The 23,745-nt window shown below is 72.4% G+C and carries 20 protein-coding genes; 11 read left to right on the forward strand and 9 right to left on the reverse strand.

Annotated features, from left to right (window positions below; all coding sequences use genetic code 11):
- Window positions 1-428: 428 nt before the first annotated feature.
- From MID12_RS08155 to MID12_RS08165, 3 genes are read left to right on the forward strand one after another with little or no spacing between them, the layout of a single operon-like run.
- Window positions 429-1,388 (forward strand): ABC transporter substrate-binding protein, encoded by a 960-nt coding sequence (locus MID12_RS08155; protein ID WP_040248429.1) that lies wholly within the window; start codon window positions 429-431, stop codon window positions 1,386-1,388.
- Window positions 1,389-1,432: 44 nt separating this feature from the next.
- Window positions 1,433-2,377, forward strand: a complete 945-nt coding sequence (locus tag MID12_RS08160) for an amino acid ABC transporter permease (protein ID WP_040248431.1) — start codon at window positions 1,433-1,435, stop codon at window positions 2,375-2,377.
- Complete coding sequence (locus MID12_RS08165) at window positions 2,374-3,135, forward strand: amino acid ABC transporter ATP-binding protein (protein ID WP_040248433.1); 762 nt, start codon at window positions 2,374-2,376, stop codon at window positions 3,133-3,135. The genes MID12_RS08160 and MID12_RS08165 overlap by 4 nt, the downstream gene beginning before the upstream one ends.
- Before the next feature lie 94 nt (window positions 3,136-3,229).
- Here MID12_RS08165 and MID12_RS08170 read toward each other — a convergent pair whose 3' ends face one another.
- Complete coding sequence (locus tag MID12_RS08170; protein ID WP_263165696.1) at window positions 3,230-4,000, reverse strand: class I SAM-dependent methyltransferase; 771 nt, start codon at window positions 3,998-4,000, stop codon at window positions 3,230-3,232.
- A gap of 92 nt (window positions 4,001-4,092) precedes the next feature.
- Here MID12_RS08170 and MID12_RS08175 point away from each other — a divergent pair, with 92 nt between their 5' ends.
- Window positions 4,093-4,716 (forward strand): CGNR zinc finger domain-containing protein, encoded by a 624-nt coding sequence (locus MID12_RS08175; RefSeq protein WP_040248436.1) that lies wholly within the window; start codon window positions 4,093-4,095, stop codon window positions 4,714-4,716.
- On the opposite strand, the gene sodX is transcribed toward MID12_RS08175, so the two are convergent.
- Window positions 4,626-5,051, reverse strand: coding sequence for a nickel-type superoxide dismutase maturation protease (gene sodX / locus MID12_RS08180; RefSeq protein ID WP_040248440.1), 426 nt, complete (start codon window positions 5,049-5,051; stop codon window positions 4,626-4,628). The two genes, MID12_RS08175 and sodX, sit on opposite strands and share 91 nt — an antisense overlap.
- 163 nt (window positions 5,052-5,214) lie before the next feature.
- Here sodX and sodN point away from each other — a divergent pair, with 163 nt between their 5' ends.
- On the forward strand, window positions 5,215-5,610 hold the full coding sequence (gene sodN, locus MID12_RS08185; RefSeq protein ID WP_040248442.1) for a superoxide dismutase, Ni: 396 nt from the start codon (window positions 5,215-5,217) through the stop codon (window positions 5,608-5,610).
- 299 nt (window positions 5,611-5,909) lie between these two features.
- Here the strand turns inward: sodN and MID12_RS08190 are convergent, their stop codons facing one another.
- A complete protein-coding gene (locus tag MID12_RS08190) occupies window positions 5,910-6,803 on the reverse strand; it encodes an NADP-dependent oxidoreductase (RefSeq protein WP_263165699.1) in 894 nt (297 codons plus the stop codon).
- 70 nt (window positions 6,804-6,873) lie between these two features.
- Here MID12_RS08190 and MID12_RS08195 point away from each other — a divergent pair, with 70 nt between their 5' ends.
- Window positions 6,874-7,464: a TetR/AcrR family transcriptional regulator gene (locus tag MID12_RS08195; RefSeq protein ID WP_040248446.1), complete on the forward strand. Its 591-nt coding sequence runs from the start codon at window positions 6,874-6,876 to the stop codon at window positions 7,462-7,464.
- Between the two features lie 200 nt (window positions 7,465-7,664).
- Here MID12_RS08195 and MID12_RS08200 read toward each other — a convergent pair whose 3' ends face one another.
- Both MID12_RS08200 and MID12_RS08205 read right to left on the reverse strand, forming a co-directional pair.
- Window positions 7,665-9,320 (reverse strand): FAD-dependent oxidoreductase, encoded by a 1,656-nt coding sequence (locus MID12_RS08200; protein WP_263165702.1) that lies wholly within the window; start codon window positions 9,318-9,320, stop codon window positions 7,665-7,667.
- Between the two features lie 143 nt (window positions 9,321-9,463).
- Window positions 9,464-10,396, reverse strand: a complete 933-nt coding sequence (locus MID12_RS08205) for an AurF N-oxygenase family protein (protein ID WP_040248452.1) — start codon at window positions 10,394-10,396, stop codon at window positions 9,464-9,466.
- A gap of 437 nt (window positions 10,397-10,833) precedes the next feature.
- On the opposite strand from MID12_RS08205, the gene MID12_RS08210 reads away from it, so the two are divergent.
- Window positions 10,834-12,852, forward strand: a complete 2,019-nt coding sequence (locus MID12_RS08210; protein ID WP_263172975.1) for a discoidin domain-containing protein — start codon at window positions 10,834-10,836, stop codon at window positions 12,850-12,852.
- Between the two features lie 103 nt (window positions 12,853-12,955).
- Here the strand turns inward: MID12_RS08210 and MID12_RS08215 are convergent, their stop codons facing one another.
- Together MID12_RS08215 and MID12_RS08220 are read right to left on the reverse strand one after the other, a co-directional pair.
- Window positions 12,956-14,374, reverse strand: a complete 1,419-nt coding sequence (locus MID12_RS08215) for an MFS transporter (RefSeq protein ID WP_263165705.1) — start codon at window positions 14,372-14,374, stop codon at window positions 12,956-12,958.
- Window positions 14,371-15,735 (reverse strand): D-arabinono-1,4-lactone oxidase, encoded by a 1,365-nt coding sequence (locus tag MID12_RS08220; RefSeq protein ID WP_263165707.1) that lies wholly within the window; start codon window positions 15,733-15,735, stop codon window positions 14,371-14,373. The genes MID12_RS08215 and MID12_RS08220 overlap by 4 nt, the downstream gene beginning before the upstream one ends.
- A 113-nt stretch (window positions 15,736-15,848) precedes the next feature.
- Between MID12_RS08220 and MID12_RS08225 the strand changes: the two genes are divergently transcribed.
- The 4 genes from MID12_RS08225 (at window position 15,849) to MID12_RS08240 (ending at window position 20,565) form a co-directional block, all read left to right on the forward strand.
- The gene (locus tag MID12_RS08225; RefSeq protein ID WP_263165708.1) at window positions 15,849-17,066 is read left to right on the forward strand and encodes an amino acid deaminase/aldolase; all 1,218 of its coding nucleotides are present in this window, start codon (window positions 15,849-15,851) and stop codon (window positions 17,064-17,066) included.
- 181 nt (window positions 17,067-17,247) lie between these two features.
- Window positions 17,248-17,847: a TetR/AcrR family transcriptional regulator gene (locus MID12_RS08230; RefSeq protein ID WP_040248461.1), complete on the forward strand. Its 600-nt coding sequence runs from the start codon at window positions 17,248-17,250 to the stop codon at window positions 17,845-17,847.
- A gap of 245 nt (window positions 17,848-18,092) precedes the next feature.
- Window positions 18,093-19,457 (forward strand): GH1 family beta-glucosidase, encoded by a 1,365-nt coding sequence (locus tag MID12_RS08235; RefSeq protein WP_263172976.1) that lies wholly within the window; start codon window positions 18,093-18,095, stop codon window positions 19,455-19,457.
- A 103-nt stretch (window positions 19,458-19,560) separates the two neighbouring features.
- Window positions 19,561-20,565, forward strand: a complete 1,005-nt coding sequence (locus MID12_RS08240; RefSeq protein WP_263165710.1) for an MBL fold metallo-hydrolase — start codon at window positions 19,561-19,563, stop codon at window positions 20,563-20,565.
- A 46-nt stretch (window positions 20,566-20,611) separates the two neighbouring features.
- Here the strand turns inward: MID12_RS08240 and MID12_RS08245 are convergent, their stop codons facing one another.
- Window positions 20,612-22,108, reverse strand: a complete 1,497-nt coding sequence (locus MID12_RS08245; RefSeq protein WP_263165712.1) for an APC family permease — start codon at window positions 22,106-22,108, stop codon at window positions 20,612-20,614.
- Entirely contained in the window at window positions 22,108-23,682 is a 1,575-nt protein-coding gene (locus MID12_RS08250) for a GMC family oxidoreductase (RefSeq protein WP_263165714.1), read from the reverse strand. The genes MID12_RS08245 and MID12_RS08250 overlap by 1 nt, the downstream gene beginning before the upstream one ends.
- Between the last annotated feature and the right edge of the window lie 63 nt (window positions 23,683-23,745).

A 23,745-nucleotide genomic window follows, 5' to 3' on the forward strand; every position in this document is an offset into this window, starting at 1 on the left:
CGGGCGCGCCGCACACGCGCCCTGAGCCCCGGATGAGGGGTGTAAGGAACCTTCTTACCGGACGGAGGGCTCCTTGTACGAGTCAATGGTGACTCGGTGACATGACTCATAGTCGAATATCCGCCTGCCCGGCGGGATACGCGCGGCGACGCCCCGCGGCGGCGCGAAAGGCCAGAGCGATTCGCCCGCATCGTGAGATAAGCCGGAGATCTTCCGGTGGAGTCGCGCGCTTTCCGTAGATGGTCCGGCCTCTACGCGCGCAGCGGACGACCTTACGAGCTCGCCCGTTATCCGATTTTGACATCGCTGGGCGGCTGAATGACTCCGTCCGAATGGCAGGATGCCGTCATCACACGTGGTCGCCGCGCGCAGAGCCGTGCGCGGGCCTGACCGCACGGCTACTGCCTCACCCCGCCGGAGGACCCACGATGACCGCAGGCATCACCCGTCGCACGACCGCGAAGTCCGCGCAGACCCGGATCACCGCGATCAGTGCGCTCGCGGTCGCAGGCGCGCTCCTGCTCGCCGGCTGCGGCGACCAGACGAACGGCGCCGAGGAAGGCGACTCCGCCGAGTCCTCCTCCGCCCCGCTCGCCGGCAAGCTCCCCGCGAGTATCCGTTCCGAGGGCGTCATCAAGGTCGGTTCGGACATCGCGTACGCACCCGTGGAATTCAAGGACGAGTCCGGCAAGACCGTCGGCTTCGACCCGGATCTCGCGGCCGCGATGGGCGAGAAGCTGGGCGTGGAGTTCAAATTCGAGAACGGCACCTTCGACAACCTCATCGGCGGTCTGCGCTCCAAGCGCTATGACATCGCGATGTCGGCGATGACCGACACCAAGGACCGCCAGGAGGGCGTCGACTCGGAGACCGGCAAGAAGGTCGGTACGGGCGTCGACTTCGTCGACTACTTCTCCGCCGGTGTCTCGATCTATACGAACAAGGGCAAGACCCAGGGGATCAAGACCTGGTCCGACCTGTGCGGCAAGAAGATCGTCGTCCAGCGCGGCACCGTCTCGCACGACCTGGCCAAGGCCGAGTCGAAGAAGTGCGGCGGCAAGAAGATCGCCATCGAGTCCTTCGACAACGACCAGCAGGCCCAGACCCGGCTGCGCTCCGGCGGCGCCGACGCGGGTTCCTCGGACTTCCCGGTCGCGGCCTACGCGGTGAAGACCTCCGGCGGCGGCAAGGACTTCGAGCTGGTCGGCGAGCAGGTGGAGGCGGCGCCGTACGGCATCGCGGTCGCCAAGGGGAACGAGGAGCTGCGGGACGCCCTGGTGGCCGCGCTGGACGCGGTGATCAAGGACAAGACGTACGAGAAGATCATCAAGAAGTGGGGCGTCCAGGCGGGTGCCGTCACGGCGGCCACCGTCAACGGCGGCAAGTGACCCTCGCAAGCAATCCGTCACCGAGCCGTTGAAAGGCCATTTCCGTGACTGACCTCGACAAGAAGGGGCCGCAGGACGCCCCGCCACCCGCCGCGCATCCGGAGGCCATCAAGGCCATCCCGGTCCGCCACTACGGCCGGTACGTCTCCGCCGTGATAGCCCTCGCCGTGCTCGCCGCACTGGTCTGGGCCTTCGCCAAGGGCGACATCAACTGGGGCGCCATCCCGGACTACTTCTTCAACGACCGCATCCTGCGCGGTGTGCGCGAGACGCTCATCCTGACCTTCGTCTCGATGGCGATCGGTATCGCGGGCGGTGTGCTGCTGGCCGTGATGCGCCTCTCGCGCAACCCGGTGACCTCCTCGATCGCCTGGTTCTACATCTGGTTCTTCCGCGGCACCCCGGTACTGGTCCAGCTCTTCGTCTGGTTCAACCTCGGCTTCGTCTTCGACTACATCAACCTCGGTCCGGTCTACAAGGACGAGTGGTCGGACTTCATGACGCCGTTCCTGACGGCGCTGCTCGGCCTCGGCCTCAACGAGGCCGCGTACATGGCGGAGATCTGCCGGGCCGGACTGCTCTCGGTGGACGAGGGCCAGACCGAGGCCTCGCACGCCCTGGGCATGAGCCACGGCAAGACCCTGCGCCGGGTGATCATCCCGCAGGCGATGCGGGTGATCGTGCCGCCCACCGGCAACGAGGTCATCAACATGCTCAAGACGACCTCCCTGGTGGCGGCCGTCCAGTACTACGAGCTGCTGAAATACGCCCAGGACATCGGGCAGACCTCCGGCGCCACGGTGGAGGTCCTCTTCCTCGCCGCCGCCTGGTACCTGATCATGACCTCGATCCTGAGCGTCGGCCAGTACTACCTGGAGCGCTACTACGCCCGCGGTTCCTCCCGTGCGCTGCCGCCGACCGTCCTCCAGCGGATCAAGGCGAACATGCTCTCCATCTCGAACCGCCCGTCGGGAGGTGTCTCCGCATGACCGCCATGGTGAAGGCCGAGGGCGTCCACAAGTCCTTCGGAAACGTCCAGGTGCTCAAGGGCATCGACCTGGAGGTGGCCACCGGCGAGGTCTTCTGCCTCATCGGCCCCTCCGGCTCCGGGAAGTCGACCTTCCTGCGCTGTATCAACCACCTGGAGAAGATCAACGCGGGCCGCCTCTACGTGGACGGCGAACTCGTCGGCTACCGGCAGAAGGGCCAGAAGCTCTACGAGCTGCGCGACACCGAGGTCGCCCGCCAGCGCCGCGACATCGGCATGGTCTTCCAGCGCTTCAACCTCTTCCCGCACATGACGGCCCTGGAGAACGTCACGGAGGCGCCGGTCCAGGTCAAGGGCGAGTCCAAGGCCACCGCCCGGGAGCGCGCCGGGCAGCTCCTGGAGCGGGTGGGCCTCGGCGACAAGGCGAAGAGCTACCCCTCCCAGCTCTCCGGCGGCCAGCAGCAGCGGGTGGCCATCGCCCGCGCGCTCGCCATGGAGCCGAAGCTGATGCTCTTCGACGAGCCCACCTCCGCGCTCGACCCGGAGCTGGTCGGCGACGTTTTGGACGTGATGCGCGACCTCGCCGAGTCCGGGATGACGATGATCGTGGTCACCCACGAGATGGGCTTCGCCCGCGAGGTCGGCGACTCCCTGGTCTTCATGGACGAGGGCGTGGTCGTCGAGTCCGGCCACCCGCGCGAGGTGCTGACCAAGCCCCAGCACGAGCGGACCAAGTCCTTCCTGTCCAAGGTGCTCTGAGGGCGCCGGATCGGCCGGGATGACCAAGGGGGCGGTACGCGTGCGGCGTACCGCCCCCTCGCGCTTTCCCCCGGCCGGACTCCGGGAGCGGCCCTTACCGGAGCCCGAGGACCAGGCTGTCCGAGGGCGAGCACCAGACGGGCCTGGCCTCCGCGAAGCCCTTCTCGCGCAGGGTGCGGGCATGCCACTCGGCCGAGGGCGTGTCCCCGTCGGCGTGCTCGCCGTAGAGCGCGAAGCGCCGGGCGGTGGGCTCCGCGAGCACCGGGTCCGCGGCGGCCAGCTCCCACCAGGCGCGCCAGTCCAGGGCGCCCGCGTCCTTGGCCCGGTCCATGGCGGCGTGCCGGTGCGCGCGCTCGGCGGCGTTGATGCGCGGGGTGTCCCCGGAGGGCATGTGGTCGGCGTTCAGGAAGACACCGCCCTCCCGCACCAGAGAGGCGAGCTGCCCGTAGAGCGCGGCGAGCGGCCCGCTGTGCAGCCAGTGCAGCGCGGTCGCGGTCAGCACGGCGTCGTACGAGGAGTACGGCAGCGCGGCCGTCCACTCCGGGTCCTTCAGGTCGGCGGTCACGAAGGTGACGCGCTCGTCGCCCGCGAAGGTGCCCTCGGCGATCGCGAGCAGCGCGGGGTCCAGGTCGACCCCGGTGCTGACCGCTTCCGGGAACCTCTTCAGGAGGCGGTCCGTGATACTTCCCGTACCGCAGGCCAGGTCGAGCACCCGGGGCGCGGGGCCGACCAGCGCCTCGACCATGTCCAGCATCACCCGGAACCGCTCCTCGCGGTCCGGCAGGTACCACTCCTGCTGCCGGTCCCAGCTCTCCTGCCAGGCCCGCCAGTCGGCCGCCGTCGCCGCCCCGCTCGTCTCCGTCACGGGAAATCCCTCCCTCGCGTAATACCCTGGTTGCGAGTGCACCCATTACCCACTCACGGCACGACCTTAGACCGCCCTCGTAAGGACTACAAGTGGAACTGGCCTCTTACTCGGATTACGCCGTGCGTCTCGTCAACAGCGAGGAACCGGCCCGGGGCACGGACACCCTGACCTCGGTGGACGCGGTACGCGCCCTGTTCGGCCGGAACGCCTCCGCCGCCCGCCGCGCGACGGACGCCGACCTGACCCGCTTCCGCTCGATCCGCGCCCGGCTGCGGTCCGTCTTCGAGGCCGCCGACTCCGGCGAGGAGACCCTCGCGGTCGACCTGCTCAACTCGCTGCTCCTGGAGTTCCCGGTCAGCCCGCAGATCTCCGGCCACGACTACCGCGACGACGAGGGCAACCCGCTGTGGCACATGCACCTCGCCGACCACCCGTCCAACGCCACCGCCGGGTACGCGGCCATCGCCGCCATGGGGCTCGCCATGCACCTGACCGAGCACGGCGTGGACCGCCTCGGCATCTGCGAGGCCGTCCCCTGCCGCAACGCCTATCTGGACACCTCGACCAACCGCTCCCGCCGCTACTGCTCCGACCGGTGCGCCACCCGCGCCAACGTCGCCGCCTACCGCGCCCGCAAGCGCCTGGAGGCCGAGCGGTCGGCGAACACCGGCCGCACCGAGGAGAGCAGCCAGGAGACCAGCCCCGGCCGCTGAGGCCCGGGCGCCCCCCGCGGGCGGTAGCGCCCGAGGACCCGGCCGAGCACGAACTCTGCGGGCACCGCCCCGTAGTCCGTGCTGTCCGCCCCGGCCCCCGGATTGTCCGCGAGCACCCACCAGCCGCCCTCACGACGGCCGACCGCCCGCTTGACGATGAGCAGGTTCTGCTGGAGCGGATGACGCAGGATCACCACCTGACCGGGGCGCACCCGTGCGCCGTAGCGGACCAGCACCTGGTCCCCCTGGTACAGGGTCGGCACCATCGACGGGCCCTCCACCTCGGCGAGCCCGAACAGCGCCCGGACCTCGTGCCCTTCCGCTGTCTGCGGCATCAGAAATCCTCCCGGTCCCTTCGTACGCCCCGTCGGCTCCTCCCGGACCCAGGGCTCCAGTGTCACCGACTTTCGTCCTAAGCCCGCGGGGGTGGCCGCGAAATCCCGCCTGCCACGGAGTAATGTCCCACCTGAGAAGACGATCACGAGGAAGGACAGCTCCATGCTCTCCCGCCTATTCGCCCCCAAGGTCAAGGTCAGCGCACACTGCGACCTCCCGTGCGGTGTGTACGACCCGGCCCAGGCCCGCATCGAGGCGGAGTCCGTCAAGGCCGTCCAGGAAAAGATGGCCGGCAACGACGACCCGCACTTCCAGGCGCGTGCCACGGTCATCAAGGAGCAGCGCGCCGAACTCGCCAAGCACCACGTCTCGGTGCTGTGGAGCGACTACTTCAAGCCTCCGCACTTCGAGAAGTACCCGGAGCTGCACCAGCTGGTCAACGAGACCCTGAAGGCCCTCTCCACGGCCAAGGGCTCCACCGACCCGGCCACCGGCCAGAAGGCGCTGGACTACATCGCCCAGATCGACAAGATCTTCTGGGAGACCAAGAAGGGCTGACCGGCCCTTCCCTGGCCTTCGGTCACACCCGACCCGCGCTCTCTCTCGGAGCGCGGCGTCGCTTCGCCCGCACCCGGTCCGCGGGGCGCCGAGAACGGCGTTCCTGACGGACCGGGTGCGGGCTTTTCGGGGCCTGCTCGCGGGGCGTACGGGGCGTAGGCAGATCCGCGCAGCGCGGTGCGGGGCGGCTCCAACTCGTCTGCCATCGAAGGCAGTTGCCGGGGAGCCACTCCAACTCGTTTGCCGTCAGCAGCAGTTGACAGCGACCCTGCCCCCACAGCACCGGAACCGCCCCCCCCTCAGACGACGATGACCCGGCGCCCCCGCGTATGCCCGGCCCGGCTGTCGCGGTGGGCCGCCGCGGCCTCGGTGAGGGCGTAGGACCTCTCGACCGGGATGTGCAGCCTGCCCCGCGCGATGAGGTCGGCGGCCTCGGTGAGCGCGTCCGGCATGCTCCCGGCGACGCCGGAGAACCGTACGCCCAGCTCCGGTGCGCCGAGGTCGGCGATGGAGACCACCTTCCGCGGGTCCCCGGTCAGCTCGACGAGTTCGCGGATCACGCCCGCGCCGGCCAGGTCGAGGGCCCCGTCCACCGGACCCCACTGCCGCACCCGCTCCACCCAGCCCTCGCCGTACGTCGTGGCCCGGGCGCCGAGGCCGCGCAGATAGTCCTGGTTGGCGGCCCCAGCGGTGCCGATCACCGCGATGCCGCGCTCGCGGGCGATCTGCAGCACCGCCGATCCGACTCCCCCGGCCGCCCCGCTGACCAGCAGCGTCTGCCCGGGCCGCACCCCGACCTGGCCGAGGACGCGCAGCGCGGTCTCCACCACCGAGGGGTACCCGGCGGCCTCCGCGAAGCTCAGGCCCTCGGGCATCCGCGCCCAGGCCGTCAGCACGGCGAATTCGGCGTAGGTGGCGGCCCCTTCACCGAAGACGGGGTCGCCGACCGCCACCCCCTGGACGCCCGCACCGACCTCGTCCACCACCCCGGCGGCGTCCTGCCCGACCCCGGCGGGCAGTGCGACCGGATGGGCCCCGAGGCGCTGGCCCTCCCGGAGCCGCCAGTCGACGGGGTTCACGCCCGCCGCCCGCACGGCGATACGTATCCGGCCGGGGCCCGCGTGGGGCTCCTCGGCGTCCACCAGGCGCAGCACATCGGGGCCGCCGAACTCGGCGTAGCTCACTCTCTTCATGCGCTGCACCGTAACACTAACCGTTAGCCTTTTGAATCCGTTACTGTTTCCTAGCTGGTAGCGTCAGCGCATGACCGTGCCGACCGGACGCCGCGAACGCAAGAAGGCCGCGACCCGCCAGAAGATCGCCGACACCGCCCTGCGGCTCTTCCTGGAGCGCGGGTACGAGGCGGTGGGCATCCGCGAGGTGGCCGCCGAGGCCGATATCGCCGTCACCACGCTCTTCTCCCACTTCGCCTCGAAAGAGGCCCTGGTCTTCGAGCAGGACGCGGACTTCGAGCAGGCCCTCACCCGCGCGGTCACCGAGCGGGCACCCGGGGAGCCGCTCGTCCCCGCGCTGCGCCGCGAGATCCACGCGCTGGTCCGCCACTGCACGGCCGAGGGAGCCGCCCCGGTCCAGCGCATGATCGACGAGTCAGCCGCCCTGCGCAGATACGAGGAGTCGATGCGGCTGCGCCACGCAGAGTCCCTGGCCACGGCCCTCATCGCGGACCCGGCCCGCACGGCGACCGAGCTGGCCTGCCGCACCCTCGCCCGCTTCACGATCGACGCCTACGCACTGGCCCGCGAGGCGCCGGAGCCGGAGGCCGCGGTGGACGAGGTCTTCCGGATGATCGAGGGCGCTTGGGGGGTCGCGGCCGACGCCGGGACGGAGTCCTAGACGACGGAGTCCTGGGCGATGGAGTCCTGGGCGATGGAGTCCTGGGCGATGGAGTCCTGGGCGATGGAGTCTTAGACGACGGAGTCCTGGGCAGCGCGGAACGGGCGACGGGCAGCCGGAGAGGGCTGCCCGTCGATTCGGTGGTGTGCGCGGGGGGCGGTTCGGTGGTGTGCGCGGGGCGGTGGCGACCGCCCGCTTCCTCACCCCGGCAGCCACCTCCGCGGGCTCCGTGCCGTGGCCACCAGTTCCGGGACCGTGGCGAGTTTGACGCGGGGGCGGCCGGTGCGCAGGCCGGTGGTGTGTTCGGCGCGGTGGATGGCGGCGAGGCCGCGGGCGTCGACCAGGTGGCGGTTGCGGCGGCGGGCGAGGCGGGCGAAGGACCTGGAGTCGTGGGCGGGGGCGGGGAGGGCGCCGTCCACCGCGTCGGCGAGGAGGGTGCCGACGGTCTCGGCGGCGCAGGTGCGGTTGGCGCCGATGCCGCCGGAGGGGCCGCGCTTGATCCAGCCCACGACGTAGGTGCCGGGGCGGCCGGCGACCCGGCCGTTCTCGTGCGGGACGGTGCCGGTGGCCTCGTCGAAGGGGAGCCCGGCGACGCCCACTCCGCGGTAGCCGATGGCGCGCAGCAGCAGGCCGGTGGGGATCTCGGTCTCCCCGTCCGCGCCGGTGACGCGCAGCGCGGCCACCTCCTCCCCGCCCTCGATCGCCACGGGTGAGGAGTGGAAGCGGAAGACGATGCGGCGGTCACCCGCGGGTGGCGGCGCCGACCAGTCCACGGCGGCGCGCGGGATGCCCCGCAGGACCGCGGCCTTGTCCCCCTGTCCGGCCGCGTCGACGGCGGCGCCGATGCGCGGGTCGTGGTCGTCGATCAGCAGGCCGACGCCGGGCAGGTGCTTGAGGGCGAGGAGTTCGGAGCGGGTGTAGGCGGCCTCCTCGGGGCCCCGGCGGCCGAGCACCACGACCTCGCGCACCTTGCTGGCGCGCAGGGCGGCGAGGGCGTGGTCGGCGATGTCGGTGCCCGCGAGGGACTCGGGGTCGGCGACCAGGATCCGTGCGACATCGAGGGCGACATTGCCGTTGCCGATGACGGTGACCCGGGAGGCGGAGAGGTCGACGGCCTCCGGCGCGACCTCCGGGTGGGCGTTGTACCAGGCCACGAAGGTGGTGGCGGAGATGCTGCCGCGCCGGTCCTCGCCGGGGAGGCCGAGCCTGCGGTCGGTGGAGGCGCCGACCGCGTAGACGACGGCGTCGTGGTGGGCGGCGAGTTCCTCGGCGGTGAGGTCCCCGCCGACCTCCAGGCCGAGGTGCATCCGTACCCGGGGGTGGGAGTAGAAGCGCGCGAAGGTCTCGCCGACCTTCTTGGTGGCGGGGTGGTCGGGGGCCACTCCGTAGCGGATCAGGCCGCCCGCCACCGGGAGCCGGTCGATCAGGGTGACCTCGGCATCGGTGTGCAGCAGCAGGTCCTCGGCGGCGTACATGCCCGCCGGTCCGGTGCCGACGACGGCGACCCGCAGCGGGCCGAAGTCGGCGGGCAGGTTCCGCTCGAAGGCCGGCTCGCCCCAGGGGTGGAAGTTCGGTGAGGCGGCGGCCGGTTCGGGCTCCGGGGTGCCCGCGAAGTAGGCGGCGTTGATCTCCGCGTACTCCTGCTGCGCGCCGGAGAGGCTGTCCACCGGGAAGACGGCGTCGACCGGGCAGGCGTCCGCGCAGGCCCCGCAGTCGATGCAGGACTTGGGGTCGATGTAGAGCATCTCCGTGCTCCCGAAGGCCCGTTCCTCGGGGGTGGGGTGGATGCAGTTGACCGGGCAGACGGCGACGCAGGTGGCGTCGCTGCAGCAGGTCTGGGTGATCGCGTAGGTCATGGCGTCGGCTCGTCCGCTTCGCTTCGGTTCAGATCAGGCTTCGGTGCAGATCGGGCGTCGGTGCCGATCGGGCGTCGGTGCAGATCGGGCGTCGGTCGGATCCGGACCGGGTCGGGTCCGCGCCGGATCGGAACCGGTCCGCCTCAGATCAGATGCGCGCGCTTGTAGAACTTCAGGGCCGGCTTGGTGAGCAGGCGGGCCGAGGCGAGGAAGTCCATCAGGCCGGAGCAGCTGGAGCGCATCATCGACTTGTGGTGCTGGTTGGCCCGGGCCTCGGCGAGGGCGCGCTCCTGGTCGAGTCCGGCGTTCCGGTAGACCTTCTTGTTCACCATGCTGGTGACGATGACGTACGAGGCGATCGCGATGACGAAGGCGTTGATCTGGCGGCGCACCCAGCCCGCGTTCTCCAGGCGCTTGAGCGTCTCGTCGCGCGCGAACTTCATGTGGCGGGACTCCTCGACCACATGGATGTTGTTGATGGTGCGGACGAAGGGGACCACCCGCTCGTCGCGCATCCAGTCGCGCTGCATGACGTCGAGGACCTCCTCGGCGACCAGGATCGCGGCGTAGGCGGCCTCGCCGAAGGCCAGGGTCTTGAAGGCGCGGCCGAGTTCGACGGCGACGCGGTGCGGGCGGTACGGCGGGGCGCCCAGCTTCTCGGCGCCGCGGGCGAACATGATCGAGTGGCGGCACTCCTCGGCGACCTCGGTCAGCGCCCACTGGAACTTGGGGTCGGTGGGGTCCTTGGCGTAGATGTCCCGGAGCACCATCTGCTGGAGGATCATCTCGAACCAGATGCCGGTGCTGGCGACCGAGGCGGCCTCCTGCCGGGTCAGCTCCTTGCGCTGGGCGTCGGTGAGGTCGCTCCAGTAGGCGGTGCCGTAGAGGGTGCTCCACTCCGGGCTGGCGCCGTGGAAGTCCTTGTCGAGCGGTGTCTCCCAGTCGACCTCGGTGGCCGGGTCGTAGGAGAGGGTCGCGGCCGAGTCGAGCAGCCGTCCGGCGACGGCGGGCCGACCGGACCGCTCCTGCGTCCTCGACCGCGTCCGCGTCTTCGACCGAGCGGTGATGCGTGCCATGTCGGGCCCCCTGTCTCGCGTGTGTCCCGCGTTCTCGCTGCCGTACGGCTTCTCGATTTACCTGATACTACGCGGTTACAGTTACTTGAGGTAATACTCAGGCCCCCGGCCCGCGGGGTCAAGTCCTGTCCACCGGGTGGGCGCCGTGCGCGCCCGCGCGAGACGGCGGGGCCCGCCACCGCGCGGCTAGTAGGTCAAACGTCCCGGACTCTTGACTCGCTTTCCGGCTGCCGCGATCCTCAAGTGCCGGACGCGGTCTCCGCACCGCCGTTCGCGCCGCCCCAACTCCCCTTGTCGTACGGGTGAGTTGCGGCAGGGGGCGGTCGGTGGCGCAGGGCCCCGGCGCGCGCACCCGCTCTCTTCGCCGAACCGACCGGAGGAGATGGACCATGACGCGAACGCCCCGCCGCCGGGGACGATTCAGGGCCGCCGTGGCGATGCTCGCGGCCGCCGCCGCCCTCAGTCTCGGCGCGGCCCCCGGATCCCCGGCCGCCCCGGACGGCGACTGGTGGGAGCCCACCGCCCGGCCCGCCGCGGACTCCCGGATCAATGTCACCGGCGAGCCCTTCCGGGGCACCGACGCCGAGGGCAAGGTGCGCGGATTCGTCGACGCGCACAACCACCTGATGTCGAACGAGGGCTTCGGCGGGCGGCTGATCTGCGGGCAGACCTTCTCCGAGCAGGGCGCGGCCGAGGCGCTCAAGGACTGCCCCGAGCACTATCCGGACGGCTCGCTCGCCCTCTTCGAGAACCTCACCGGCGGCGCGGACGGCCACCACGACCCGGTCGGCTGGCCCACCTTCAAGGACTGGCCCGCCCATGACTCGCTGAGCCACCAGCAGAACTACTACGCCTGGGTGGAGCGCGCCTGGCGCGGCGGCCAGCGGGTCCTCGTCAACGACCTGGTCACCAACGGGCTGATCTGCACGGTCTACCCCTTCAAGGACCGCGGCTGCGACGAGATGGACTCCATCCGCCTCCAGGCCCGGAAGACGTATGAACTCCAGGACCACATCGACGCGATGTACGGGGGCGCGGGCAAGGGCTGGTTCCGGATCGTCACCGACGCGGGGCAGGCGCGCGAGGTGATCGAGCAGGGCAAGCTCGCCGTGGTCCTCGGTGTGGAGACCTCCGAGCCCTTCGGCTGCAAGCAGGTGCTCGGCGTCGCGAAGTGCCAGCAGGCGGACATCGACCGGGGGTTGGACGAGCTGTACGACCTCGGGGTGCGCAGCATGTTCCTCTGCCACAAGTTCGACAACGCGCTCTGCGGGGTCCGCTTCGACTCCGGGGCCACCGGGACCGCCGTCAACATCGGGCAGTTCCTGTCCACCGGCACCTTCTGGACGACCGAGAAGTGCACCGGGTCCCAGCACGACAACCCGATCGGCAACGCCGCCGCCCCCGCCGAGGTCGCCGCCAAGCTGCCCGCGGGGGTGAAGGTCCCCGCGTACCAGGCCGACGCGCAGTGCAACACCCGGGGCCTGACCCGGCTCGGGGAGTACGCGATGCGGGGCATGATGCGGCGCGGCATGATGCTGGAGATCGACCATATGAGCGTGAAGGCGGCGGGCCGGGCGCTGGACATCCTGGAGGCCGAGCGGTATCCGGGCGTGCTCTCCAGCCACAGCTGGATGGACCTCGACTGGACCGAACGCGTCTACCGGCTCGGCGGTTTCGCCGCGCAGTACATGAACGGCTCCGAGGGCTTCCTGAAGGAGGCCGGGCGCACCGCGGCACTGCGCCAGAAGTACGGCGTGGGGTACGGCTACGGCACCGACATGAACGGCGTCGGCGGCTGGCCCGCCCCGCGCGGCGCGGACGCCCCGGACAAGGTCGAGTACCCCTTCCGCAGCACCGACGGCGGCGCGGTACTGGACCGGCAGGTCACCGGCGAGCGCACCTGGGACGTCAACACCGACGGCGGGGCGCACTACGGCCTGGTGCCGGACTGGATCGAGGACATCCGCAGGGTCGGCGGCGCCGGGGTGGTGGACGAGCTGTTCCACGGCGCCGAGTCCTATCTCGGCACCTGGCGGGCGACCGAGCAGCACCGGCCCGGCACCGACTACGCGGCCCACGCGGCCACTTCGGCCAGCTCCACCGAGTGGAACCCGCTGCGGAGCCACGCCCCGGACAAGGCGGTGGACGGGGACACCGGCACCCGCTGGGCCAGCCGCTGGAGCGACGACGAGTGGCTCCGGCTCGACCTGCGCGCACCCCGCGAGATCGGCCGGGTCACCTTCGACTGGGAGGCGGCCCACGCGAAGAAGTACCGCATCGAGGTCTCGAAGGACGGCACCGCCTGGCGCACCGTGTGGTCCACCGAGACCGGCGACGGCGGCCTGGACACCGCCCGGTTCGAGCGGATCACGGCCCGGTACGTACGGGTGCAGGGGGTGGAGCGGGGCACCGGGCACGGGTACTCGCTGTACGAAGTGGGCGTGTTCCGCGCGTAGTTGAGGGACCGCAGGCGCTTCTCCTCCGCCTTCGCAGGGCACCGCGGCCGTCCGGGCCCCTCCCCGGGCGGCCGCGGTGCCGGGTCAGACGGCCGGTGCCGGGTCAGACGGCCGGTGACCGCCCGGCCCGCGGGGGCAGTTCGGCGTCCGGCCGCGCGGAGCCGTCGCCCTTGGGCGGGGCGAAGCGGGCGGCCATCAGCGGCAGCAGCAGGATGCACACCAGCGGGACGAGGAACATGGTGCGCTCGCCCCAGGCGTCGGAGACCAGGGCCACCCCGAAGGCCGCGACCAGATATCCCACGTAGTTGGCGATGTTGATCCGGGCGATGGCCCGGTCGCCGTTCTCCGGGTCGAGCCGGGCCGCCGCGACGAAGGAGAGCGGGGAGACCAGCGAGAGGCCGCCGCCGAGGAGCGCGAAGGCGGCGATGACCACCGGCACCGAGGGCGCCGCAACCACCAGTGCCAGCGCGGCGGTTGCCAGCACTCCGCTCATCCGTACGGTGGCGGCGGTGCCGAAGCGCGCGATCAGCCGGTCGCCGACCAGGCGGACGAGGAGCAGCACCGCCTGGTAGGCACCGTAGGCGACGGGCGCGGTCTCGGCGGCGGTGCCGAGGCCGTCCTGGAGGTAGATGCCGCTCCACACCGAGGTGGCCGAGTCTCCCACCCACATCGCGAAGGTCGGCACGGCGACCAGGAGGAAGGGCCACCAGGGCAGTCGGGCGGCGAGCCGGGACCCGGGGGCGGGTGAATCTCCGGAGGCGGGTGCATTCCCCTGCGGGGCCGGGGAGTTCGGCGCCGAGGCGGGTGAATCCCCTTGCGCAGCCGGGGAGTTCGGCGCGGAGGCGGGTGAATCCCCTTGCGCGGCCGGGGAGTTCGGCGCGGGGGCGGTCGGAGTGGCGGCGGCGAGGTCCGTACCGGCGGTCGGGACGGCTCCGGCATCGCGCCCCAAACCCTCTGCCGCAGTGAGGAGTTGGTGCCCGGTGGCGGCGTTGAGGGCGAGGCCCGCCAGGGAGACCAGGCCGAGGGAGAGCGGCAGCGGCCAGCCGAGGCCGATGGTCAGCGAGGCGAGGCCCGCCCCGGCCACCGCCGCGGCGCTCCACATCGCGTGGAAGCCCGACATCACGCTGCGGCCGTAGCGGTCCTGGACGGCGACGCCCTGCATGTTCAGCGCCGGGTCGACGGCGCCGACGAAGAAGCCGTAGACGCAGGTGGTGAGCACGAGGGCGGGCACCGATCCGGCGAAGCCGGGGAGCACGGCGCCGAGCGAGACCCCGGTGAGCCCGGCGCGCAGGGTCAGCGCGCTGCCGCGGCGCCTGGCCAGCGAGCCGGCGGCGAGGCTGCCCAGCGCGGAGGTGACCGAGACCGCCGCGAGCAGCCCGAGGATGTCGAGGTCGCTGAGGTCGAAGTCATCCTTGATACGGGCCAGTTGGGTCATGATCGAGGCGAAGGTGAGCCCCTGGACCGCGAAGGCGGTGAAGACGGCCCGGCGGGCGCTGCGGGACCGCGCGTCGGGGGCGGTCATCCGCCGGTCCGCCCGGCCTCGGCGCCGACCCGGCCGAGCACCCGGTCGAGGTAGGGGTTGGCGAAGAGTCCGCCCGGGTCGACCTCCTCGCGCAGGGCGAGGAAATCGGTGAACCGCGGGTAGCGCGCGGCGAGTTCGGGGGCGCCGAGGCGGTGCATCTTGCCCCAGTGCGGGCGCCCGCCCACCGCGCCGAGCACGTCCTCGCAGATGCCGAACCACCGCTGGTGCGGCATCCGGTGGTACTGGTGGAAGGCCACATAGGCGACGTCGCGTTCATGGGCGGGCGAGAGCCAGATGTCGTCGGCGCGCACGAAGCGCACCTCGAAGGGGAAGGACACCTTCTCGTCGTGGGTGCGCAGCCAGCGCTGCAACTCCCGTAGTACGGGGACGAGTTCGGCGCGGGGTACGGCGTACTCGCCCTCGCGGAAGCGGACATCGCGGTCCGAGGCGAAGACGCGGGGCGCGAGGTCGGTGAAATCGCGGTCGCCGATGCCCCGGGAGACGAGGCGGGTGATCCCGGGGACCAGGCCGGGCAGCCAGGTGCCGAGGCGCAGCAGGGCCTCGAAGCCGATGTTGGTGACGATCTTCTCGTCGACGGCGCGGGTGAGGGCGCTCATCGGGCGCAGCGCGGTGGTGGCGGGCAGCCGGGTGAAGCGGCGGGTGAGCGCGGTCTCGGTGTGCGGGAACCAGAAGAACTCGAAGTGGTCGTTCTCCTCGGCGAGTCGGTCCACCTCGTCGAGGACGCGGTCCAGCGGCTGCTTGCTGTCCACGGCGCGCAGCGCGTACAGCGGTACGCACTGGAGGGTGACCTTGGTGAGCACGCCGAGCGCGCCGAGGCCGAGGCGGGCCGCGGCGAAGAGCTCCGGCCGCTCCTTCGCGGAACAGGTCACCACGCTGCCGTCGGCGAGGACCAGTTCCAGGGCGCGGATCTGGGTGGAGATGCTGCCGAAGCCGGTGCCGCTGCCGTGGGTGCCGGTCGAGACGGCGCCCGCGACGGTCTGGCGGTCGATGTCGCCGAGGATCTCCAGGGCCAGGCCCCGCTCGGCGAGCAGCGGATTGAGCCGGTGCAGCGGCATGCCCGCGCCGACGGTGACCAGGCCGGTCTTCGGGTCGGCCGCGTGCAGTGCGGCGAGGCCCTCGGGCCGCAGTTGCACACCGGGGGCGAGGGCCGCGCCGGTGAAGGAGTGCCCGGAGCCGATCGCCTTGACCGCGAGGCCCTCGGCGGCGGCCGCGCGCACCGCCGCGGCGACCTCCTCCGGGGAGCCGGGGGCCGCCACCCGGACGGGCGTGACCTGCTCGGTTCCGGCCCAGTTGCGCCACTGCTTCGCCCGCCGGTCGTTCTCGCGCCGCTGCCTCGTCATCCGCCGCCTCCTCGGGCCGCCTCGTGAACGCACTCAGCATGGGGCCGGACCCTGAGTAGGTCAATTGTCCCGGACACTTGAACTGAAGCAATTTCTCGGTCATCCTCAGCCCCATGGCCGACCTCTCCGCACCCCGGCGCCGCCGCACCTCCTTCGGCGAACTGACCACCGCGACCGCGGGCCTGCCGGCCCCCTGTGCCGCGCTCGACCTGGCCGCGCTGCGCACCAACGCCGCCGACCTGCTGCGCCGGGCGGCCGGCAAACCGATCCGGATCGCCAGCAAGTCGGTGCGCTCCCGGGCCGTGCTGCACGGCGCCCTCGCCCTCGACGGCATGGCCGGGGTGCTCGCGTACACGCTGCCCGAGGCGCTGTGGCTGGCCGGCGAGATCGAGGACGTCCTGGTCGGCTATCCGACCGCGGACGAGCAGGCGCTCGCCGCCCTCGCCGCCGACGAGCAGCTGGCCGCCCGGGTGACCCTGATGATCGACTCCGCCGACCAGCTGGAGTTCACCGCCGCCGCGCTCGGCTCCCCGGGCGGCCCGCCGATCCGGGTCTGCCTGGAACTCGACGCCTCGCTGCGGCTCGCCGCCGGGCGCCTGCACGTCGGCAGCCGCCGCTCCCCCGCGCACAGCCCCGAGGCCGTCGCCCGGCTCGCCCGCGCGGTCACCCGGCACCCGCGCTTCACGCTGGTCGGCCTGATGGCGTACGAGGGGCAGATCGCGGGCATCGGCGACAACCAGCCGGGCTCCCCGGTGACCCGCCTCGGCGTCCGCGCCATGCAGCGGGCCTCGGCGGCCGAACTGCACGAACGGCGGGCGGCGGCGGTGGCCGCGGTGCGCGCGGTGGCACCGCTGGAGTTCGTCAACGGCGGCGGCACCGGCAGCCTCGAACTGACCTCCGCCGAGGAGGCGGTGACCGAAGTGGCCGCCGGATCCGGCCTGTTCGCGCCCGCCCTCTTCGACCACTACACCCGCTTCCACCCGCTGCCCGCGGCCCACTTCGCGCTCCCGGTCGTCCGGCGGCCCTCGCCCCGGCACGCCACGGTGCTCGGCGGCGGCTGGATCGCCTCCGGGCCGCCCGGCCGCGACCGGCTGCCGGTGCCGGTCTGGCCGCGCGGGCTGCGGCTGCTCGCCACCGAGGGCGCGGGCGAGGTGCAGACCCCGCTCGGCGGACCGGGGGCGGCCGGGCTGCGGATCGGCGACCGGGTCTGGTTCCGGCACGCCAAGGCGGGCGAGCTGTGCGAGCACGTGGACGAACTGCACCTGGTGGACGAGGGCCGCCTCACCGGCAGCGCGCCGACGTACCGGGGCGAGGGCAAGACCTTCCTCTGAGGGATCCGGGGCCCGGCCTCGCCGGGTCCCAAGGCCCGGCGGGCGCCGAAGGCCCGGGTTCCGGGACTCCGGGCCGCGCGTACGGGAGCCCGCCCCCGGCCGTCCAGGTCAAGCGTCCCGGACGGATAGGCTGGCGCGGCGCCCGCGACGAGGCGGGCGGTATCCGAGGAGGCGTACGGAGATGGCGAGGATGCCCTCGGCCGAGCGGCGCGTACAGCTGGTCGAGGCCGCGATCCGGGCGATGACCCGGGACGGCGTGGCCAAGACGACGACCCGCTCGATCTGCGCGGAGGCCGGGGTCTCGCTCAGCGTCTTCCACTACTGCTTCGACTCCAAGCAGGCCCTCCTGGAAGCCGTGATCGAGACGATCACCGAGCACTCGGTCTCCCGGGTGCGGGAGGCCGTCGAGCCCCGTCCCAGCCTGCGGGAGACCGTCCGCGGGGCCCTCCAGGCGTACTGGGACCATGTGGTCGCCAACCCCGGCGAGCACATGCTGACCTACGAGCTGACCCAGTACGCCCTGCGCCAGCCGGGGTTCGAGCAGCTGGCCCGGCGCCAGTACGAGCAGTACACCGCCTCCAACACCGCCGTGATCGAGCAGCTGGCCGCGGTCACCGGCTTCGAGCCGCGGGTGCCGATCGCGGTCCTCGCCCGCTATCTGACGGTGATGACCGACGGCCTCACCCTCAACTTCCTGGTCCTCGGCGACGAGGAGGGCGCCGCGGAGGTCCTGGACACCACCGCCGACCATGTCCTCGCCCTGGTCCGCGTCCCCGAGTAGCCCCGCCCCGGCCGGACCACCTCCCGACGGGGAACGGAGGGATGTATTCCGCCAGCCGCCGGCACGCTTCCGGCCGGATTCCGGCCCACTCCAGGTCGACCGACCCAGACCCTTGACCTGCATCGGAGGGGCTCGCCATCCTCGTCCGAGGAACCGAGACCGGCCCAAGGACGCAACCCAGGGACGCGTGCCGGAGCGGTCGGCACCCGCGAGCGAAGGCGGTACCCGTGACCCCCACCGATCCGATGCCCCGTTTTCCCGACGGCTTCGCCTGGGGCGTGGGCGCCGCGAGCTTCCAGACCGAGGGCGCCGTGGACGAGGACGGCCGCGGCCCGAGCATCTGGGACACCTTCTGCGCCCGGCCCGGCCGCATCGCGAACGGCGACGCCGCCCTGGTGGCCACCGACTTCTACCGCCGCTACCGCGAGGACATCGCGCTGGTACGGGAGTTGGGGGTGGACGTCTACCGGATCTCGGTCGCCTGGCCCCGCGTCGTCCCGGACGGCACCGGGCCCGTCAACCCGAAGGGCCTGGACTTCTACGACCGGGTGGTGGACGCCCTGTGCGCGGCCGGACTCGACCCCGCGCTCACCCTCTACCACTGGGATCTGCCGCAGCCCCTGGAGGACGCGGGCGGCTGGCTGACGAGGGAGACCGCCGAGCACTTCGCCCGGTACGCCGAGGCGGTCGCCGAGCGCCTCGCCGACCGGGTCGCGTACTGGATCCCGCTCAACGAACCGGTCGTGCAGACCATGCTGGGCTACGCGATCGGCGAGCACGCCCCCGGCCGCAGCCTGCTCTTCGAGGCGCTGCCGACCGCCCACCACCAGCTGCTCGCCCACGGTCTCGGCGTCGGGGCGCTGCGCGCCGCGGGCGCCCGGCGCATCGGCACCGCCAATCCGCACGCCCCGCAGCGCCCGGCCTCCGCCCTGCCGGAGGACCTCGCGGCGGCCGAACTCAGCGACGCGCTGTGGAACCGGCTCTGGTCCGACCCGATCCTCACCGGCCGCTACCCCGAGGGCTACGCGGCGGCCATGCCGGGCCCGGTCGAGCGGGACCTCGCCGCGATCTCGGCGCCGCTGGACTTCTACGGGGTCAACTACTACAGCCCCACCACGGTCGGCGCCCCGATGCCCGGCCGCTCCCGCGAGATGAACGGCTACCGGCTCCCCGAGGACGCCCCCTTCGTCACCGTCGACTCCGGGCTGCCCAGAACCGGCCTCGGCGGCGACGCCGACCCGAGCGGCCTCTACGAGACCCTGCTCACCCTCACCCAGCGCTACGGCGAACTGCTGCCCCCGCTGATCGTGACCGAGAACGGCACCTCCCAGCGGCCCGGCACCGAGGAGCCCGGCCCGGACGGCCGCATCCACGACCGCGGCCGGATCGCCTATCTGGACGCCCATGTCCGCGCCCTGCACGCGGCCCTGCGCGAGGGCGCCGACGTCCGCGGCTACTGGCACTGGTCCCCCACCGACAACTTCGAGTGGAGCCACGGCTTCGCCCAGCGCTTCGGCCTGGTGCACGTCGACTACGAGAGCCTGGCCCGCACCCCGAAGGACTCGTACTACTGGTACCGGCGCCTGGTGAAGGGGGAGTTGGCGTCCTGACCCGGGGTCGGCGGCTCACGTACGGTGGTTCCCCGGCGGTGCTCCGGGGCAGCCGCCCCCGTACGGCCGGAGAGACCGGTTCCGGTACCGCCCTGGAGGACGCATGTCCGCAGTCAGCCCCCGCCTCGCGCCGAACTCCCGTACGGGACGGGTGACTTCACCGGCGGGCGGCGGGCGCTCCCGGGCGCGCGCCGCGGTGGGGGTGTCCGCCGGGGTCTCGGCCGCCGTCGCCGGGGCGGTGGCCGTCGCGGGCTCCTTCCGGCGGCGGGAGATCGTCCTGCCCGGCTCGCCCTTCGACTTCACGCTGCCGCCCGCCCCGGGCGTGGACGTCTCGGTGAGCGTCGCCGAGACCGGGGTGATGCGGTCCAACGCCGTCTTCGCCTACCGGGGCGGCGGCTTCGAGCAGCTGGTCTTCGGGATGGACAGCCTGGTGGTGCGGCACCCGGAGCGCACCCTGCTCGTCGACACCGGCTTCGGGCGGCGGCTGCGGGAGCACACCCGGACCGTCCCGCGCCTGATGCGCGCGGTCTCCGCAATCGAACTCGACGTGGCGCTCGCCGACCGGCTCGCCGCGGGCGGACTCGGCGCCGGGGACGTCTCGGTGGTCCTCACCCACGCGCACTGGGACCACGTCAGCGGCCTGGAGGACCTCCCCGGAGTCCCCGTCCACGTCAACGCCGCCGAGCGCGACTTCATCCGTACGGGCGGCCGGCCCACGGAACTGATCCGCGGCTTCGGGGAGTTGGACTACCAGCTCTACGACTTCGACGACGGCCCCTACGCGGGCTTCCCGGAGAGCCACGACCTGCTCGGCGACGGGAGCGTGGTGCTCGTCCCGGTCGGCGGCCACACCCCCGGCTCCGTCCTGGTCTTCGTGCGCACCCCAGGGCAGGACCTGTGCCTGATCGGCGACCAGGCCTGGAAGCGCGAGGGCGTGGACCTCCCGGCGGAGCGCCCGTGGATCTCCTGCTGCCTCGTCGACCACGACCCCGTGCGGGTCCGCGCCAACCTCGGCCTGCTGCACCGCCTCCAGGAGGCCAACCCGGAGCTGCTGCTCGTCCCGGCCCACGACCGGGGGCCCCGGGCCGCACTGCCGCGCTTCGCCTGAGGCGGCGGAAGCGGCGGGACCGCCAGCGGCAGCCACCCGCCGCCGGTCAGCCGGTGCTGCCCGGGCCCTCGCGCCCGGCCCGCTCCTCGGGCGCCGGGATCGCGACCCCGGCCGGGGCGTCGCTGCGCCCGTAGTGGTGGGTGGTGAACATGTAGAGCAGCCCGGCGCCGAAGACCACCGCCCCGCACAGGAGCACGATGTAGTTGTCGTACCAGGCCACTTCGGGGGTGCGCGCCCAGCAGATGTTGACGATGGCGAAGATGCCGTAGGCCAGCGCGCCCGCGTTCACCAGGAGTCCCCAGCGGCCGAGGGTGAACTCCCCGGCCGGGCGCCAGCCCTTGAGGCGGGCGCGCAGCGCGGCGAGGACGACCATCTGGAAGGCGGCGTAGATGCCGAGGATCGCGAAGGAGACGATCTTGGTGAGGGCGTCGGTCGAGATGAGCGAGCCGAAGGCGATGGCGGCCGGGACGACCGCCGAGACCAGGAGGGCGTAGCCCGGGACGGCGCGGGCGTGCGCGAACTTCCGCAGGAACCGGTGTCCGACGATCATCCCGTCCCGGCCGTAGGAGTAGATCAGCCGCCCCGCCGCGGCCTGGAGGCTGACCGTGCAGGAGAGGAAGGAGATCAGCACCACGGCCATCACCAGGCGCGCGCCGGTCTCGCCCATCGCGTCGTAGAGCACCTTGACCACCGGGTCGGCGTCCTCGCCGGAGATGACGGCCTGGTAGTCGACGACCGAGAGCAGCAGCGTCAGGCAGGTGAAGGTGGCCGCGGCGCCGCCGACGTAGATGGTGCGGCGCATCGCCTTGGGGATGACCTTGCCCGGGTGGGCGACCTCCTCCGCGGTGTCCCCGCAGGCCTCGAAGCCGTAGTACTGGTAGAAGCCGATGATCGCCGCGCCCAGGAAGACCGGCAGATAGGAGCCGTCGCCCTGGGTGTCGTAGGTGTCGAAGAGGACGCCGAGGTTGTGGTGGCGGTGGGTGGAGAGCAGGTAGATGCCGACGACCAGGGCGCCGATCAGCTCGGCGCCGAAGCCGATGACGGCGGCCCAGGAGAGGACCCGGGTCCCGGCGTAGTTGATCAGGACGGCCACCACGATGAGCACCACCGTGCACAGCACCGTGGTGTGCACGGTCGGGTCGAAGCCGAAGAGGATGGCGATATAGGGCCCGGCGCCGTAGGCGACCGAGGTGATGGTCACGAGCAGCGCCCACATGTAGACCCAGCCGGTCATCCACGCCCAGCGCTTGCCCCACAGCCTGCGCGCCCAGGGGTAGACCCCGCCCGCGATCGGGTACTGCGCGACGATCTCGCCGAAGACCAGCGCCACCAGGAACTGCCCGGCGCCCGCGAGGACGAAGGCCCAGATCATCGGCGGCCCGCCGTCGGCGAGCGCGGTGCCGAAGAGGGTGTACGTGCTCACCACCGGCGAGAGGTAGGTGAAGCCGAGGGCGAAGTTGGCCCAGGGGCCCATGTCCTTGCGGAACTCCGAGCCCTGCGCGTCCGGGCGCGGCGCCCCCGCGGCCGGGCTCGCCCCGGCCATCAGCGCTCACCGCCCGGGCGGGCGTCCGCCTGGGCGCCCCGGATGAGGTCGGCGGCGCGTTCGGCGGCGAGCAGCACGGTCACCATCGGGTTGACGGTGGGCATGGTCGGGAAGAGCGAGGCGTCGACCACCCGCAGCCCCTCCTGGCCGCGCACCCGCAACTGCGGGTCGAGCACCGCCATCGGATCGTCGGCCGCGCCCATCCGGCAGGTGCCCGCGGGGTGGTAGACGGTGTGCGCCGCGTTGCGCCCGTACGCGGAGAGTTCGGCGTCGGTGCGCACCTCGGGGCCCGGGGCCACCTCGCGGACCAGCCAGTCGCGCAGCGGGGCGGTGGCGGCGACCTCGCGGGCGATCTTCAGCCCCTCCACCAGGGTGCGTTCGTCGTGGCCGCCGGGATCGGTGAAGTACCGGAAGTCCAGGGCCGGTTTCTCGGCCGGGTCCGCGCTGCGCAGCCACATCCGGCCGACCGAGCGGGCCCGCGGCACGTTCGGCGTCATGCACACCCCGTGCTCCACCGGCGGGTAGCCGAGGCGCTCGGTGTTGACGGTGAAGGGCACCTGGTAGAAGTGGAACATCAGGTCGGGCCGGGGCCCGCTGGTGTCGCGGCGCAGGAAGAGCCCGGCGTCGGAGTCCATCGCGGAGTTCGGCGGCAGCGGCCCCGCGGTCTCCCAGACGATCACCGACTCCGGGTGGTCGAGCAGGTTCTCGCCGACGCCCGGCAGGTCCGCCCGTACCGCGATGCCCCGTTCGCGCAGCTGCTCGGCGGGGCCGATGCCGGAGAGCATGAGCAGCCGGGGGGTGTCCACGGCGCCCGCGCACAGCAGCATCTCGCGCTCCGCCCGCAGCACCGCCTCGGTGCCGTCCGCGCCCCGGACCCGCACCCGGGTCAGCCGCCCCGCCTCGTCCGGGAGCAGTTCGTACGCCCAGGTCTCCAGGCGCAGGGTCAGATTGGGGCGGTCGAGCACCGGGTGGAGGTAGGCCACCGAGGCCGAGGAGCGCTGATTGCCCTCCGGTTCGTAGGCGAGCGAGAAGAAGCCCGCGCCCTCGGCGAAGGGGCGGGCGTTGAAGTCCTCGACCACCGGGACGCCGAGCGCGGCGGCGGCCGCGGTGACGAAGTCCCGGGCGATCGGGTTCCGGTCCTGCTCGGCGACGGGGACGATGGTGTTCTGCAGCCGGTCCCGGTACGGCAGGATCGTCTCCGGGTCCCAGCCCTCGCAGCCCGCGGCCACCCACTCGTCCAGGTCCTCGGGCAGCGGCAGGAAGCTGATCAGGGTGTTGTGCGAGGAGCAGCCGCCGAGGACCCGGGCCCGGGAGTGCAGGATGTGCGAGTTGCCGCGCGGCTGCTCGACGGTGGTGTAGCCGTAGTCGAACTCCGAGCCCAGCAGGTTGATCCAGTTGCGCAGCTTCAGGATGCGGTCGTCGCCGACGTCGCTGGGGCCGCCCTCGACCACGCAGACGCGCACCCCGGGGTCCTCGGTCAGCCGGGCCGCGAGCACACAGCCCGCCGTGCCGCCGCCGACGATGACGTAGTCGTAGGCGGGCTCACTGCTTCCGCTTGTCTGCTGCTCACTCATCGCGCGTCTGCTCCCTCGCGTCGGCTCTGCTGTTCTCCGCGCCTGCCGGCCCCTGCCCGGTGG

The organism is Streptomyces sp. SCSIO ZS0520 (assembly GCF_025643355.1).
Lineage (GTDB): Bacteria > Actinomycetota > Actinomycetes > Streptomycetales > Streptomycetaceae > Streptomyces > Streptomyces physcomitrii.